This window comes from Streptococcus sp. A25, assembly GCF_043674095.1.
GTDB lineage: Bacteria > Bacillota > Bacilli > Lactobacillales > Streptococcaceae > Streptococcus > Streptococcus suis_V.
This window is the reverse complement of sequence record NZ_JBIMJO010000004.1, coordinates 106,573-124,049: the sequence shown is the minus strand read 5'-3', so window position 1 is coordinate 124,049 and position 17,477 is coordinate 106,573. Positions and strand designations below refer to the sequence as shown.

Sequence of the window (17,477 nt, the reverse complement as noted above, 5' to 3'; positions counted from 1 at the left end):
ACTGGAGTTGGATTCTCTGGTGTAGCAGGAATTTCAGGGATCCAGTTAGCGACTTTCTTGTACACATAAGTGATTTCAGTTGTCTTACCACCTTCAACAGTACCTGTTTCAGAACCAATTGTCTTAGATGGAATCAAGACATAACGTGAACCATCTTCGCCAATAATCTCAGTTGGTTTGTTATCTGTTGTGTCATATGACTTACCTGCTGGAGCGTTTGTTTCATCGTTAACAGGTGTCTTAATAGGCGTACCATCTTCCGTCACATAGTTAACAACAACATTACCGTTTTGTACGTAAGGGATTGGTGTATCCTTACCTGACTCGTCTGGAGTTGGTGGTACATAACCCTTAGATGGATCTTCTGGATCTACCGGTGTCAATGGAGTGTTGTCCTTAGGATCTACTGGTGTGAAACCTGGTACATGTGGAATTGACGGAACTTCACCATCTGGGTAAGGTGATGTTGGATCGATTGGCTTATCTGGGTTCGTTGGGTCGAATGGATAAGGGATCACTGGGTTAACTGGAGTTGGATTCTCTGGTGTAGCAGGAATTTCAGGGATCCAGTTAGCGACTTTCTTGTACACATAAGTGATTTCTGTTGTCTTACCACCTTCAACTGTACCTGTTTCAGAACCAATTGTCTTAGATGGGATCAAGACATAACGTGAACCATCTTCTGTAACAATCTCAGTTGGTTTGTTATCTGTTGTGTCATAAGACTTGCCTGCTGGAGCATCTGTTTCGTCTTTAACAGGTTTCTTAATTTCTGTACCATCTTCAGTCACATAGTTCACCACAACGTTACCATTTTGAACATAAGGGATTGGTGTGTCGATACCTGACTCGTCTGGAGTTGGTGGCACATAGCCCTTGCTTGGATCTGTTGGATCAACTGGTTTCAATGGTTCGTTGGTCTTCGGATCTATTGGTGTGTAGCCTGGAACATGTGGAATAGATGGAACTTCACCGTCTGGGTAAGGTGTTGTTGGATCAATTGGCTTATCTGGATTCTCAGGATCGAATGGATATGGAACTTTTGGTTCTTCTCCTGCTGGTACACCTGGAATTTGTGGAATCCAGGTAGCGACTTTCTTATACACATAAGTGATCTCAGTTGTCTTACCACCTTCAACTGTACCTGTTTCAGAACCAATTGTCTTAGATGGGATCAAGACATAACGTGAACCATCTTCTGTAACAATCTCAGTTGGTTTGTTATCTGTTGTGTCATAAGACTTGCCTGCTGGAGCATCTGTTTCGTCTTTAACAGGTTTCTTAATTTCTGTACCATCTTCAGTCACATAGTTCACCACAACGTTACCATTTTGAACATAAGGGATTGGTGTGTCGATACCTGACTCGTCTGGAGTTGGTGGCACATAGCCCTTGCTTGGATCTGTTGGATCAACTGGTTTCAATGGTTCGTTGGTCTTCGGATCTATTGGTGTGTAGCCTGGAACATGTGGAATTGATGGAACTTCACCGTCTGGGTAAGGTGTTGTTGGATCAATTGGCTTATCTGGATTCTCAGGATCGAATGGATATGGAACTTTTGGTTCTTCTCCTGCTGGTACACCTGGAATTTGTGGAATCCAGGTAGCGACTTTCTTATACACATAAGTGATCTCAGTTGTCTTACCACCTTCAACTGTACCTGTTTCAGAACCAATTGTCTTAGATGGGATCAAGACATAACGTGAACCATCTTCTGTAACAATCTCAGTTGGTTTGTTATCTGTTGTTGTGTAAGACTTACCTGGTTCAGCGTTTTCTTCATCTGTTACAGTAGCCTTGATCACTGTTCCATCTTCTGTGATGTAGTGAACGATAACATTTCCAGCTTTTTCGTAAACGTATTGAACAGTTGTTGTACCTTCTACAACTTTACCTGTTGTTGAAGCTGAAGTGTCTTTCACTTCTTTGTAGTAGTAAACTGTACCGTCTGCTGTTGTGATGGTGTTTGGTTTGTGGTCTTCATCAGTGTTGTATGCTGTACCTGTTGATGTTGATGGGGTATCAACCTCTTTAGTATCGACAGCTTCACCTGAGTCAGATAGACCTGAAATCAAGTTACCTTCTGTATCGTAGTACTCAACTACAACGTCACCTTTCACTTCTTCGTATACGTAAGTGATTGATGTTGTACCTTCTACAACGTCACCAGTCTCGTTACCTTTTGTAAGAGTTGGCACGATACGGTATGTCTTACCGTCTTCTGTTGTAATTGTAGTTGGTTTGTGGTCTGTTGTGTCGTACGGTGTACCTGTTGATGTAGATGGTGTATCTTCAACTGGTTGCTTGATCACTGTACCGTCAGTTGTGATGTAGTTGACAACAACGCTACCTTTAACTTCTTCGTAAACGTAAGTGATTTCTTTTGTTGTACCAGCTACAACTGTACCTGTTTCTGAATCAACACCTGTTGCAGTACCGTTACCAGCTGCAGTCAAGTTTCCTGATTCTGAAACTGTACCAACTGGGAAATCACCTGCTTTTTCTTTTTCAACTAGACGATAAGTTTTACCATCTTCTGTTGTGATAGTTGATGGCTTGTTGTCTGTTGTGCTGTACTCTGTTCCAGCTTTTTCGTTTGTTTCATCTGCTACTGGTGCTTGAATTGGGTTACCATCTGTGTCTACATAGTTAACGTTAACAGATCCAGCTTTTTCATAAACGTACTGAACAGTTGTTGTACCTTCTACAACAGTACCATCTTCAGCTGCTGAAGTTGATTTCACTTCTTTGTAGTAGTAAACTGTACCGTCTGCTGCTGTGATTGTTGCTGGTTTTTGATCCAAGGTGTTGTATGGTGTACCTGTTGATGATGTTGGTGTATCAACTACAGTTGTAGCGATGACATTACCATCTGTATCGTAGTACTCAACTACAACGTCACCTTTCACTTCTTCGTAAACGTAAGTGATTTCTTTTGTTGTACCTGCTTCAACTGTACCTGTTACTGAATCAACACCTGTTGCAGTACCGTTGCCAGCTGCTGTCAAGTTGTTATCATCTGAAACTGTACCTACGTTGTAAGTTCCTGCTGGAACAAGGCGATACAATTTGCCATCTGCAGTAGCAATTGTTTCAGGTTTGTTATCAACAAGAGTGTCATAGTCTGAACCTGGTTTACCATCCGTCACATCCGCAACTGGGGCAATTAGTGGGTTACCATCTGTATCTACATAGTTAACATTAACGCTACCAGCTTTTTCGTAGATGTAAGTAACTTCAGTTGTACCTTCTACAACTTTACCAGTTTCGTTATCACCAGCTTTAACTTCTTTGTAGTAGTAGACATCTCCAGTTTCGTCGTTAACGATTTTTTCTGGTTTGTTATCAGTTGTATCGTAGTCTGTACCTGTGTCAGACGTTGGTGTATCCGTTACATCAGATGCAATTGTGTTGCCTTCAGTATCAACGTAATGAACAATAACATCACCTTCAACCAACTCATAAACATAAGTAATCTCTGTTGTTCCGACAACAACGTCACCTTTTTCGTTACCCTGTGTCGCTGCTGGAACAAGGCGGTAAACTTTACCATCAGCTGTTGTGATGGTGTTTGGTTTAAGGTCTGTTGTATCGTATGGAGTACCTGTTGAGCTTTCTGGTGTATCTGTTACTGTGCTTGCTGTTGTTGTACCTGCATCTGTTGTACCTGAGATTGGATTACCATCTTGGTCAACGTAATGAACAATAACGTCACCTTTAACTTCTTTGTAGACATAAGTTACTTCTTTAGTTACACCTGCTTCTACAGTACCAGTTTCATCACCAACTGTAGATGCTGGAACCAACTCATAAGTTTTACCGTCAGAAGTAGTGATCGTTGTTGGTTTCAAGTCAGTTGTATCGTATGTAGAACCTGGTTTACCATCTTTGGTATCATCAACTGTGCTTGCTGTTGTAGCTCCAGTATTTGTTGTACCTGAAAGTGGAGTACCATCTTCAGTGATGTAGTTTACAATTACACTACCAGCTTTTTCGTAGACATAAGTTAATTGTTTAACCGTATCTGTTTTAATTGTTCCAGTTTCTGCATCAATTTTCTCATTTGCACGATAGTCTGTGTCAGTGGTGTCATCTACAACTGGGTGAAGGTTTGCAGCTGTGGTATCAATTTCTTTGTAGTAGTAAACTGTACCGTCAGCAGCAGTGATACTTTCGTAACGAACTGATGTTGTATCGTAAGCTGAATTTGTATCGCCATGATCTACAATAACATTTTTATCAGCAACTGCAGAACCATCTTTAGCAGTAAAGTCTGTAAGAACTGTACCATCTGATGTTACGTAATGAACTTCAACGCCACCTTTTTCAGCATACCAGTAACGTACGTGTTGTTCATTCTTCAGGTTGTTGTTTGGCATACTCATTTCAAGTCCACCAACATCCCAAGCTGTTTTTCCTGCTTCACTATCAGTTAAACGAGTTTCGTCCGAAGCTGTGTGGTAGTTCCAACCATAATACCAAACAGATTCAGGAGCTTCATTCATATTAGCCTTGTCCCAAGGACCTGTTTCAACTCTAATAGTGTCTGTAGTAAATGGAGTTTCTGTTCCGTATCCAGGGAAAATCTCATCTTTACCATTTACTTTTCTCTGCGGAGCATCAACATGCCATTTAAGTGGTGTCAAGATATTACCAGCTGCATCAACATAGTTACCATCTGCATCTGTTTTATAAACTTTAAGATGATTAACCGTATAAAGATCCCCGTTAACATCTGTTACCATAGTATCAGTTGCTTTAGCTACAGAGATATTTTTCCCATTCGGAACGTTTATCGTTGTTTTATCATCACTTAAAGTACCTAAAACATCTCCGTTTTTGTCTAATACTTGAACGATTGTATTTTCAAGAACTAACTTATTAGCTTCATAGAACTTCTCTTCAAATAATCCTTCTTTTGTATTTTTATTACCCGGAGCAATAACTTCTGACGTAAACATTAGTTTGAAATAATCTTTTAAATCAGCAATAGTAGCTTTTTCCATGTTATTTTTGTAGAAGTTTGCCCAATTTGGGTTTTGTGGATCTAGCATATACATTTGATACTGAAGAGAACCATCTTCATCAGTAATTGTTAATAAACGAGCTTCGTTATAATTTCCACGAAGAACAACCCACTGAGCTCCTTTAGTATAATCTGACGCTAAAATTCCTGATGTTACCGTTGGAAGTTCTGAAGAAATTAATTCATAGTTATTAAAGTCAATTGGACCAGCTATGTGGAACTTATCACCAGCCAAACCATCTTTTTGAGTATACTTAGCTAGCATTTCTCGTGGACGATCAGTATCTGCATTTTCTTTTACATAGTAAGTTGTTGTTTGTGTCGTTGTACCTGGTACAAGCGCAGCTGAGCTATTATATTTAGTTCCTACCTTAGCTGTTTCTAATTTGTTATATAGATGTGTATTTTGATTAGTACCATTTGTGTTAGAAATCGAAAGATTACGAGTAGTTCCTCCTGTTGTTTGAACAGTGTAAAGAAAACTATAAGTAGTATTGTGTTCTTTATTTCCTTCAAGAACTTTCAATTCATCAAAGTTGTTTTTTACGCCAGGTTTCAATTGAATAGTATTAACAACGTTATCTCCGTTGGCTGTTTTTTCTACCAATTTTGCATAAACGACATCATTCGCTTCACGCTCAGCCTTATCGGTTGAAACTGAGAAAGTGATATAGTAGTTTTTGCCTACCCAGTCATTGAAGTTATTACCATCGCCATAACCATTTATGGTATCAAGATTATAGATCAAGAAAGTATCACGATTGGCATCTTGGTCACCTGAATAACCTGCTGGATAGTTTTTATCAGCTTCTTGAATAGTAGCGGGTTGATCAGCTACTGGCAGACCTGAATTTGCTGCTTTTACTGGATCTGGTATTTCCCAAACACCTTGTTGCGCATAAGCAACTGAATTTGGATTAGTAACATCAAGTGAAGTCGTAGTTGTAGCTGAAGTTGTTGTATTCATCAAGGCTACAATGTCACCATTTGGATAATACTTACGCAATTCCAAGGCCAAGGCTTCAACGTTTGTGCGTACTGCATCGATCTGAGCGTTTACTTGTACAAGAGTTGCTACTGAATCGTTCAAGACTGTAGTCGCTTCTGTTACAGTTAATTTAGTCGCTGCAGCAGCTGCTTTCAATGCAGTGTTGTCACTATCGGATGCCGCCACAAGACGTTCTGCTTCGTTAGCCAATACCTCTGCTTCTGAAGTAACTTGCTCAAGGACAACTTTCGCTTCTTCAGCAGTCACAGGTGCTGCTACTTCTGTAGCGTCAGCTGGTGTTTCAGTTGCAGCTTCAGTTGTCGTTGCAGGTGCTTCTGTTGTTGGAGCTGCTACTTCAGCTTTTTTAACCAATTGAACAGTAACAAGATTTTCAGCGCCCTCGGTAACAACTTGGGTTACAGTTGTCGCTTGACCTTGCGCCAACTCATAACCAGCAGGTACTTCGACTGCTACTTCAACGCTAGTTGATGCAACTGCTTCTGTCGTCGTAACGGTAGCTGTTTTCACACCAGCGTTGACAAGTGTGCCGTCTTCCAAGACATAGTTAACCACGTAATTGATAGTTGCTGTCCGCTCAGCTGGCGTAACAGTTTCCGTCGTAAGTGCTGGTGTCGTGTCGGTTGTCGCTGGACTTTGAATGCTACTTGTGACAGTAGTGTCAGCAACAAGCTCTTCTGCTTGTACAGCTTGAGCGCCAGTTGCCAATGTCAAACCTAGCAAAACACTCGCCGCACCGAAATGATAAGTACGAATTGAGAAACGTTGTCTCGCTCCATACCAGTCGAATGATTTCTTGCGTTTCATTATGAAATGCCCTCCAAATTTTCTATGAAACAATGAATTAAGCTACTGTTTCAAATGCTGTAATTATACCCTATTCCTCCTTAAAAAGCAAGGAGAATACTCCAATACACACTCGAATTTACCTAATTTTTTCATATAACATCCAACTTGTTGTTAAAAAAAGGTTACACACTTATTTAATATAGTGACTGCTCTTCACCAAACAAAATGGTAATCGAAGCAAGAAATGTTACTAATTACCACGGCACCATTGTCAATGAAGCGAGGCTTAAAATGCCATTTTCAAGCAATCTAAATATTCAGCTATATTACTAGTAGAAATTTGCTGATCGCGATAAAAGATATCTAGACTAAAGTCTGAATGGGGGAGTCGATTGGAGCAGTAAAGAAAGCACTGAATCTGCTTGATAGAATCATCATAGGAATAGAAGGTTACATGCTGATAGAAGCGGCGTTTGTCATCTCGATGTCTGTGTTCAGCATTGCCATTATGTTTCGGATTCTGAGGTCGAATGATTCTGTGCTCTATGCCAAGCTTCTAACAGAGTACATCTAGCAGATGAACTTGTGATGAACGTGTACAGGTCATATATATCAAAAAAGAGAGAACGCTTGTGTCTATCCCCAGATAAAATGAATAGTTAAAAATGTTTGTACTTTAAAAAGGTATGCTTCCCTAAATTCTAAGGGAGTCATACCTTTATCGAAACCTCAAAAAGTAATGATGTGATTTTGGTGTGAATTTTGCTAAAAAATCAATCGAGTAGGGACTAAGACTAGTCCCTCTCACACCACCGTGCGTGCCGTTCGGCACACGGCGGTTCAACTAACTTTTAACGCATGTCGTTTTAGATGATAGTCTAGGCAAGAAATGATTGAATAGATACCTTGTTATGGGGCGGTTACGATAGTCAGGCTTGGGAGTCGCTATTGGGTTCACCGGTAGCGGGTGCCCGCAGAGGACTTTCACCTCAGATGTACGACATGCCCGTCGTACTAAAAACAAGTTGGCACAAGACCAACTTGTTTATGATTATGGGTTAAAAATCGACGTCTTGAAGTCATCCGTTATGTTCATCAGAGCCTGATAAACTTTTACCTTAAGAGCATGCACACGACTGAGGTTGACGTTATTGGTTGAATAGAAAATTCGTCCATTTGTGTCTGCCTCCATTGCCTCCTCCATCAAAGTTTGGAGTTGGGCATAGGTCGTTACTGTCACTTCTTTTGTAGAGTTAGCAACACCTAGTTCATACTGCATGGTAAATGGCTTGAGTTTTCCTGCTTCTGCTTTTTCAACACGCTCCGCAAACATGGCTTTCTTGAATTCTTCCCATGTTGTAAATTGACCCTTAAAGACTTGGTTCAAGACGTGCGTATCAGTAATCAGACCTGTATCTTTCTTGTTCCAAGTATCGTAAATGGTTGAGCCTTGGCTCATAGCATAGTCAGACAATTGACCAGATGCATAAGGGATAAAGCCTTCTGTATAGCCCTTAGCTGCAATCAATTCAAAGGCCATACGACGGAACATGATATCTCCCGGTGAGCCATATGGGTTTGAAAGCGCAGAATAGTTGGCTGCAAACATTGGCACACTGTGGTAACCATTACGTGACCATTCTTTGGTCAAGGTCTTGGCACCACCAGAAGGGCCGAAATATTGACGGTAATCAATGATACTGTTATCAATCAAATCCTCGAAAGTTTTCAAGGAAGCTACTTCTGCATCGGTCAGCTCACGTGCATTATTTCCAGCATGTGTGTTGACACCATTGGTTTGAATATAGTAGTTGTCAATCTTACGGAGCCAATCTTTCTTCAAATCGTCAGATTTTCCAAGAATAGCCATACCTTCCAAGTAATCCAACAAGTAAAGGGCATCAAATTGGTTATGGAAGTAAGCATTGAAGTCCGCTTCATTGCTAAATCGTTCCACCGGATCAGCCACATGGACACGGTTGACTACATCATCTGTGAAGAAGGCATTGAAACCAAGAATCATCTTATCCAGCGAGGAAACGTTTTGTAGCAATCCATCTGCATAAACTTCCATTCCCTGACCGATACGACGACCATAGCCATGGAGATAGGTAGAGCCATCCTGATTGTGGACCATTTCATGGCTATAAAGTGTCGTTCCATAATCACCGAGCATATCATAGGTGATATAGTAAGTTTCTTTTCCGTCTGCATATGCAGTTTTAATAGATGAATGTTCACGATACCACTTGTTAATCGGACCGTAGAAGTCTTGGATAGCATCAACTTCCGCAGTCAAATTACGGTAGGCTTTCTTACCATCAGGACCGAACATCATATAGCCTTCATTGTTAAGAAGACTACCAAAGAGTTTGTCACGGTTGGTCTCGTCAAGAATCTTATACCAGAAATCGGCATTGTCACGTTGGCGTTCAGCTGCCAAATCAACCATCTGACGAACCTTATCACGGTTTTCTGTTGTTGAATAGTCTTCAACATAATGCTCATACGAACCGATTGCCATGGTATTCAGATTACTAATGATGAAAATGTCTTCCTGTGGCAGGGTCAAGAGTGGCAAGAGCATTTGACGGTAAGCCCAGTTTGGATTGGTGATGCGGTCATAGACTGCAAGAGCATACTTGCTGTGTTTTTCTGCCGCATCTTGCTTGGCTGCTTCTGCTACCTGTGATTTACTTTCAACGATATAGGCTTTTGTGGTTTGTTTAAACCATTCATTATCTGTCAAGTTTGGCATGAAAAGTTGACGATAAGACTCGACCAGGTCAAAGACAGATGCCTTCGCGTTTTGTTTGGCCATTGCAGACACAAAAGTGGTTACGTTATTATGGGCCCGAAGAACATCGTAGCCACCATTTCCGATTGCCAAGATCATATCCAGTGCTGATGCGGCATCATTTCCAAAGAAATCTGGCTCGAAAATGGTTAATTCCTTGGTATTCACAGTTCCGTAGTTGATGTCATACCAGCGGTTCAAGTAAGTCAAACCTAGAAGAAAGGCTTCTTTATTATTAAGAATTTTTTCCTTGATATAGGTCTCTGAAGCCTGGCCTTGGCCATTAAGACTAGCAACTAACAATTTACGAACATTGCTTTCTAGGTTTGCCATAACTTTTTCATAGCTGTCTGCAAAATAGAAATCTTTAATGGTTCCTGTTTGAGTATTGGCATCCAATGTTGTTGGATAGCCGATTACTTTCTTCATGGCTTCAGAATCTAGGGTGACAGCAGACAGATTGCTTACCAAGCCGGTAACAAGGGCGCTTCTATCATTCAAGAAGGACTCTGGCGTGTAAATAAAGTCTGTTCCTGAAATGGTATACTCCACTACATGGTTGTTCTTGAAATCTTCTTTATAGGAAACCGCCTTGTAGTCAAGGGTACCATCCGCATAATGAAGCATGATTTTGTTGATGTTTGCCTTCTCAGTATAGGCATCCATCACAAAGGCATCATCCTTCATCGGAACAACATCCAAGAGACGAACGGTATTGAGCTTATCATCGACAGCTATCTTGTTTCCATAGTATACAAGGAGTTCCTTGTTGTAGAATGGAAGGATTTTTTCCATGTTGTAGTAGGCGATTTCATGGTCAGCCTGAGCCTTATCCACGGTTAGATAATCTACTGAATATTGATTGAGATTAAGCGAAACAGAATCATCAATTGTCGCTTGAATTCCCATTGCTTCTACTTTGGCTTGTGCATCTTCATCAGAGATAACAGTAACATTGGTCAAACTATCAGTTGTTGTTGTGAAACCGCCCTTAATCTTACCAGTTGGGTTATCTGGTTGACCGATAATGCTTGTCGTACCAGTCATATCGCTGATAACATTATTCACATTACCACTATATGGAGCATAGGCACCCGTCACTTGGTTGGCACCTGCAATGCCGCCGACAATGGCTGCCGATTCAGTTGTCACAATGGAACCAGTTGCATAAGAATTATAGACACTTCCTGGTACGTCATAAACGAGCATAGTTCTACCGACGATACCACCTGCAAACTGATTAGCATTACCTGGAATAGTAATCGTTGCATCTACTTTCGCATTGCCGACACTTGACATCATACCGTTACCTAAAATACCACCTGTCAAACTTCCGTCTGTACCAGTTGTTTCGATGCTTCCTTTGAAGGTAACATCTTTGATGGTTGTATTCCACGCTGAGTGAATCAAGCCTGAGACATTATGCGGTCCTTTAAGTGACGCTTCTACTGCTACGTTCGTGATAGTTGCATTGTTGGCATTGATTGCAATTGTCGCAAGTGGGTTCTTAGACGTTGTATTTAGACTGGCATTCTTGATGTCCAAGTTTTGAACTTTACCACCGAGGTTATAGAAAAGTGGAGCTTTCAAATTACTGATTGAGAAGGCATAGCCGTCATTTACTCCATCCAAAGTACCGCTAAATCCAGTCACATAAGATGGAATATCTCCAACAGGGACTTCACTTGCGTCCAAATGTGCACCTAGTTTAAAGGTACCGCTTGGATTTGCTTTCATAGCGTCGATCAAGGCTTTGAAGGATGTATAGGTATTGGCATCCGTCGCCATTTTTGGAATGTAGAATTCACGGTTGGCAACGTATTGGGCATCCTTATCTTGAACTAATTCATCAAATGATGAAACTAGTTTGAAGACTGTTTTGCCATCTAACGTAGTTTCTTCAATGCTAGAAACTGGAAGATAGACTTCTTTGAAGCGATCTGAAGTAACTTTAATGAATAATTCATCAGTAGATGTTGGTAGCTCTTCCAAGAATTCTTGACCGATGTAGCTACCATTCTTACGACGGTAAACAGTCACCACATCAATATCCTTGATTTCAATCTTTTTGTAGACCAAATCAAATTTGCGCATGCTTTCAAGAATAGCTTCTTGTTCGGAACTTTGTTCTTGTTCATCTAGGGTGTAGAAGATCTTGGTTTTCACAGTATAGTCTGTATAGAATTCAAGATTTTCTAAGGTAATTTCACCATTTGGATCGTCAATAGCTTGCTCTTTAACCAAAGCACCTGTATTGTCATATAAGAGTGCAACTGCTCTGAGGAAATTAGATGTTTCATCTGTTAACTTGTAGCTGACCGTTGCTGATTTAGCGTCATCATTTTCCACCAAATCTGTGATAATCACTTGTGGTACTTTCTCAACTTTTGTACCACGCGCAATCACTTCATTTACCGGTTGTTTGGTAATTTCTTCGGTAACTGTCGGATTTTCCTGACGAACACCCTTAATGGTTTGATATGTTGTAGTTACTGTCTTAGAACCATTTACTCCGTTGGTCACAACTTTAGTCTTACCAACCAAGAGTGTTGGATCGTCTACATATTCTGTCTCAAATGGTATTTCAACGGTTTCGGTGACTGAATCCGTTCCTTCGATTGGTTTGGTACCTTTGAGAACTTCCTTGGTCGTTGGCTCTTCTGTAACTTTTTCTGTCACAGTTGGATTAGGTTGACGAACGCCTTTGATAGTTTGGTAGGTGGTGGTAATTTCTTTCGTTCCTGCCTTACCTTCAACAACGACTTGTTCTTCATCGGTATACAAATCAGCAGATTCCGTAACCTTGGTTTCAAATGGAACTTCAACGGTTTCGGTGACTGAATCTGTTCCTTCGATTGGTTTGGTACCTTTGAGAACTTCCTTGGTCGTTGGCTTTTCTGTAACTTTTTCTGTCACAGTTGGATTTGGCTGGCGAACACCGTCGATTGTTACATAGGTTGTTGTGATGTCTTTGCTACCATTTTTACCTTCGGTAACAACCTTTTCTTCGCCAACATAGAGGTCAGACGAATCCCTTGTCTTGGTTTCAAATGGGATGTCAACCGTTTCTTTTACAACCTCTGTTCCCTCAACTGGAGTTGGAGTAACAGCTTTCGTACCACGTGCAACTACTTGAGTCACAGGCTGAGTCGTTACATTTTCAGTCACTGTAGGATTTGCTTGGCGAACACCATTTACAAGAGTGTAGGTTGTTGTAACAGTAGCAAGTCCATTTTGACCAGCCGTAATAATTTTTTCTTCACCAACTGGAAGGGTCGCATCGTCTTGGTAGCTGATTTCAAATGGAATGACTTTTGTAGCTGATTCCGTCTGAGTTGTGACTGTATCAGCTTTCTTTGTACCAATGCGAACAATTTCAGTTACTGGTGAGCTTGTCACCGAGCTTGAAACCTGCTCAGACTTGATCAAGACACCGTCAGCATAGTAATTCTTGGTAATTGTCATCCAAACACCGGCTTGCCCAACTTGATCCACATTTCGAGTTCCCTCAGCCAGAGTAGCATCATAGATAATTTGGCTTTCAAAGGGAATGGACTCGCTGTTGGTCGTCGTATCTTCTGTCAAGGCAACTTCTGGTAGTTCATGCGTCGGAGCTGTATCTGGAAGAGCAGTAATTGGTTTTGTACCAATTTTTACGATTTGATTAACAGGAGCTTGGCTAACCGCTTCGGACACAGCCTCAGACTTCACCAAGACATCACCGATAAATGTTTGCTTGGTTTCAATTGTCTTTTGACCTGCTTGTCCAGACTGCACAGACAATCTAGTTCCATCTGGAAGAGTATCATCATAGACTTCCTCAGTTTCAAAGGCAATCGATTCTGTATGCGAAACACCTTTCTCTGTAACTTCCAAGGCTGGATTTTCGTGCGTTGGTGCTGTATCTGGAAGACCAGTTACGATAGACTCTTCAGACTTCTTTGTCCCAATTTCAATAATTTTTGGAGTAGCAGTTTTGGTAATTTCGGATGAAACTTCCTCTTCCTTCAGAACCTGACCGTCTACAAGTGTTTGCTTGATGGTAATGGTCCGCTCGCCATTTTGACCTTCTTGAACAATTTTTTCTGTCCCCTCGGCCAAGGCTGGATTTTCAACCGTTTGAGTCTCAAAGGCTACGATTTCCATCTTTGTGATAGTCTTCTCAGTAATATCAGCTGCTGGTAGCTCATGACTTGGAGCAGTATTTGGAACTTCGGTTACGATTTCTTGGTTCCCATTATCAGCTGGTTTCTCCTCCTCTGCTGGAAGCCCTTCTACCGCCTTGCTATCTTTAAAATAGCCCACATAAACATAGCCTTCAATCTCAGCTGGCGCTGGCAAGGCCTGACCTGCAGAACGTTCCACCGCATGGTTGAATTGAGCCAGAATATGGCTAGTTAATGCTGAACCTGTCGGTGCCAAGAAACTTGCACCCGTTGCGGCAAGAATGATTACTCCCGCAAATTCTTTCTTCCCTTTTTTGCCTAATTTTACAGCAATAATCAGGAGAGATAGACCTGCAACAACCATCGCACTATTTTCCAATACACCTGTTTCAGGTAAGATTTTTGAATCAGAACCTGTAGACACTACAGGACGATAAACCAAATAGTAGGTAGAATCCGTTTCTTGTACCAAACCTGGCAAGTCGCGAATAATCAATTCTTTTTCCGCATCAGTCAATTCTTCTTCGGTCACATAGGTGTAATTGATAGACTGCGCACTGACTGAAGGGGCAGTAGCAATAGAAGTCACAAAAAATAGACTTGCTAGGGTTGCAGAAACAAGTCCAATGGATAATTTACGGAAAGCAAATCGTTCTCGCTTTTCATTAAAAATGTTTTTCATATTTTCTCCAATAATCGCTAATTATACATACAATTATATCGTCTCATAATGGTTCGTACAATTTTTTTGTTTATTTATTTTTCATCTTAAGGACGGCAAATTTCAATTCCGAGTTAGCCACCTATAAGAAATTCTCTCGGTGACTTGTAGCCCAAACATTTTTTGGGATAGTTATTGATCCAATTTTCGATAAAAGCGACTTCTTTCGGGGTCGTTTTTGTGGTTCCTTTCGGCAACCACCGTCGGATAGGCCTACGACTACCTTTTTGGACTTTGGTGTTCTTTGCCACCTTATCCGCTATATACGCCTTTGTATCACGTTTCTGTTCGTAGTGCCACGATGTCGCTATCCCTTCCTCTGATGGTCTTGGTTTCTAGCGTCAGACTTAAAACGGTCTCTCCTCAGACCGTTTTAATCCACTACCTCACGATAGTCAGGCTTGGGAGTCGCTAGCGGGTTCACCGGTAGCGACTCCCCACAGAGGACTTCCACCTCAGATGTACGACGTGCCCGTCGTACAAAGAAAAGTTGAAGACACTCCATCTTCAACTTTTTTCCTTTATCTTGGGCTAATCCCCAGTGTAATGCGTCCCAAACGGCTGATACGGGTCATTTTCCAGGCCGGCGACCATACGATTTCCACCTGGGCATCTTCGATTCCGTCAATGGTTTTTAGAGCCGCAATCAATTCATCCGGCATGGTATCTGCACAGGAGCAACCTGCATCCGTGAAGGTCATGATGACCTTGCATAGACCAGCCTCATCCACAGTGATTTCATAGACCAAACCAAGATTGTAGATATCCAATTCAATTTCTGGATCATAAATGGTTTCCAAAACAGCAATTAGCTGCTCAGACAGCACCTCGGCTCTCTCGTTGAGTTTAATATCCTCTCTCACAAGTCTTCCCCCATTGTTTAGATAATATAATTGTTATTCTACCACAATTTGAAGAAATCTACACCTCTTGGCTAGTTTACAAGGTCCGAATGGTGCCAGATGCACCCTTACCAATTGAAAAGACATACTTATGTCCCTGGGTTAAACTATGGTAAAAGCCTTTCCCCTCATACAATTGAAAGACCTGCATGTCATTGCTATCCTCATCCTTGTAAACATGCTGGTAATAAGGATTGTCCGCAAAAATGGTCTTCAAATAATCATTTTCCACCGGACGAACCAAGCCTTCAATCCGCACGACCTGAAGCAGATAACCATCTTCTGACATGGCTGTCAAAGCGAGACGCGGATCCCCCATTAATTGCTTATAAAAATGAGTTTCGGGACTGGTCATGAAGAAAATCCCATCCTCAGTGGCCGCTGTGATATGAATGTGACGGGCATGCGGATTTCCATCTTGATCCAAGCTCGCAAAAACCCCCAACTTCATCTCTTCCAACAATTGCATGACTTCTTTTAGTTCCATAATGACACCTCTTGAAAACGGATTCTATACCTTGATTATAGCAAAAAACAGATTTATTGTTAAGCCTAACTTAGTGATCCTATCGAGATTTTTAGAGCTTTCAACCACTTAAAAAGGGAGTGGGCTCAACTCGACAAAGCTAAAAAGAATTCGTCAACAAGTCTTTATTTCTTGTTGTTGACCTAAAACGGTCTATCCCCAGACCGTTTTAACCCACCCCGCACAGCTCCAACAGTCAGAGTAGTGACTGTTGGAGCTTGGAGATAAGGCGAACATTGTTCGCATCAGAAAGGTTTGGGAAACCTTTGGAGGTTGGAAATTGAACGAACGGAGTTCGTATCATTCGTTAAGATAGGTTTGGAGCTTTAAACACGAAGTGCTGGGGATTGTTTCACAATCCCAATTTCCCACCTTTCTCAGTTCCCCAAACTGTGAAAGCCAATCAACCCTGCGCTAAGATGTTAACACGAACTAAAGAAAGCGAGCCTAGGCTTGAACCCAGGCTCTTAGTGATTCACGATTATTTCACTTCTACTTTTTCTTTCCAAGGACGGGCTGTTGTAGCTAGAACTCCATTGAGTTCTTCCACGTTACGACGACCTTGGTCTGCCAACCATGCCTTAGCAGCCTCTTCACCTTCTTTGGCAAAGATTGCCACAGCATCTTTCCAAGTTGCACGTCCGCAGAGAACACCGTTGAAGTCTGAACCTGCCTCTTTGGCAAAAACAAGCGTTTCTTGGAAGAGTTTTGCAGATACACCCGCACTGAGGTAGATATATGGCAAATGCGTGCTTTCAGACTGCTCTTTGAAGTAGGCTTTTGCTTCTTCTGCAGTGTAGACTGGCTCTTCTGTTGTGTAGCCTTCCACAAAGTTCATGTTGACAGGTACTTCCACCTTGAGAACGTCAGCGTTATAGCGCGCCTTGCTGAATTCACGCATAGCACCGTTGACCTTGTGCGGTTTGAGGGCAGCATATTCGCGAGAAGTAACGTCCATATCGCTGGCATCGTAAGTCAAGATTTCCACGAAGTAAGGAATATCTTCTGCCAAACACTCGCTACCGATGCGTTCAACCCAAGCGTGTTTGATGTCGTTGATTTCTGGCTTGTCATCCACATCATAGTAGAGCAAGATTTTCACGGCATCTGCACCCAATTCCTTGATCCGTTTTGCTGACCAGTTTGGCAGTAAATCTGGCAAACGACCCGGAGTTGAGGCATCATAACCTGTTTTTTCATAGGCAGCGATAAAGCCACAGTCCGCATGGCGCAATTCTGACGCAGGTACACCATATTCTGCATCCAAAAGGATAGAGCTGGCATAAGGTGTCAGGTCACTTGAAATCACTTTTTTGAAATCAATCAAAATATCGTCGCCGAATTCACCACCACCAGCAGCTGCCGCCAAAAGGCGTTTCAAAGCACCGCGTTGGTCAATAGCAAGAGCCGCAATGACTTGATCACTGTTTGACAAACGTGTCATGTGATCAAACTTAGCTTGCGAAAGTTGTAGTTTTGTCATTAGAATCCTCCTTGGGAAAATGAGATAAACAAAGTTAAGTAGGCTAGCCTAGCGCCTAACA

The 17,477-nt window shown here is 41.6% G+C and carries 6 protein-coding genes and 2 pseudogenes; 1 reads left to right on the top strand and 7 read right to left on the bottom strand.

All coding sequences use genetic code 11. The features are described 5' to 3' along the window. A partial coding sequence (locus tag ACHBID_RS03015; RefSeq protein WP_394731639.1) for a MucBP domain-containing protein occupies positions 1-6,839 on the bottom strand: 6,839 nt, incomplete at its 3' end. Positions 6,840-7,203: 364 nt separating this feature from the next. Continuing rightward, positions 7,204-7,413, bottom strand: a pseudogene (locus tag ACHBID_RS03010) (IS481 family transposase); the annotation flags it as partial. Between the two features lie 314 nt (positions 7,414-7,727). Here ACHBID_RS03010 and ACHBID_RS03005 point away from each other — a divergent pair. Then, positions 7,728-7,883 carry a hypothetical protein gene (locus ACHBID_RS03005; protein ID WP_172008899.1) on the top strand — a complete coding sequence of 52 codons (156 nt, stop codon included), beginning with the start codon at positions 7,728-7,730 and terminating at the stop codon, positions 7,881-7,883. Here the strand turns inward: ACHBID_RS03005 and ACHBID_RS03000 are convergent. From ACHBID_RS03000 to lacD, 5 genes and pseudogenes are all read right to left on the bottom strand, one after another. Further along, positions 7,873-14,466 carry a ZmpA/ZmpB/ZmpC family metallo-endopeptidase gene (locus ACHBID_RS03000; RefSeq protein ID WP_394731638.1) on the bottom strand — a complete coding sequence of 2,198 codons (6,594 nt, stop codon included), beginning with the start codon at positions 14,464-14,466 and terminating at the stop codon, positions 7,873-7,875. The genes ACHBID_RS03005 and ACHBID_RS03000 overlap by 11 nt on opposite strands. A gap of 113 nt (positions 14,467-14,579) precedes the next feature. Further along, positions 14,580-14,720, bottom strand: a pseudogene (locus tag ACHBID_RS02995) (IS30 family transposase); the annotation flags it as partial. A 306-nt stretch (positions 14,721-15,026) separates the two neighbouring features. Further along, positions 15,027-15,368 (bottom strand): metal-sulfur cluster assembly factor, encoded by a 342-nt coding sequence (locus tag ACHBID_RS02990; protein ID WP_105122899.1) that lies wholly within the window; start codon positions 15,366-15,368, stop codon positions 15,027-15,029. A 76-nt stretch (positions 15,369-15,444) separates the two neighbouring features. Further along, positions 15,445-15,894, bottom strand: coding sequence for a pyridoxamine 5'-phosphate oxidase family protein (locus tag ACHBID_RS02985; RefSeq protein ID WP_172008902.1), 450 nt, complete (start codon positions 15,892-15,894; stop codon positions 15,445-15,447). 520 nt (positions 15,895-16,414) lie between these two features. After that, a complete protein-coding gene (gene lacD, locus ACHBID_RS02980) occupies positions 16,415-17,416 on the bottom strand; it encodes a tagatose-bisphosphate aldolase (RefSeq protein ID WP_394731637.1) in 1,002 nt (333 codons plus the stop codon). Between the last annotated feature and the right edge of the window lie 61 nt (positions 17,417-17,477).

Coding starts and splice junctions, on each gene's coding strand:
- ACHBID_RS03000 (WP_394731638.1), bottom strand. CDS start 14,466: ATGAAAAACATTTTTAATGAAAAGCGAGAACGATTTGCTTTCCGTAAA.
- ACHBID_RS02985 (WP_172008902.1), bottom strand. CDS start 15,894: ATGGAACTAAAAGAAGTCATGCAATTGTTGGAAGAGATGAAGTTGGGG.
- lacD (WP_394731637.1), bottom strand. CDS start 17,416: ATGACAAAACTACAACTTTCGCAAGCTAAGTTTGATCACATGACACGT.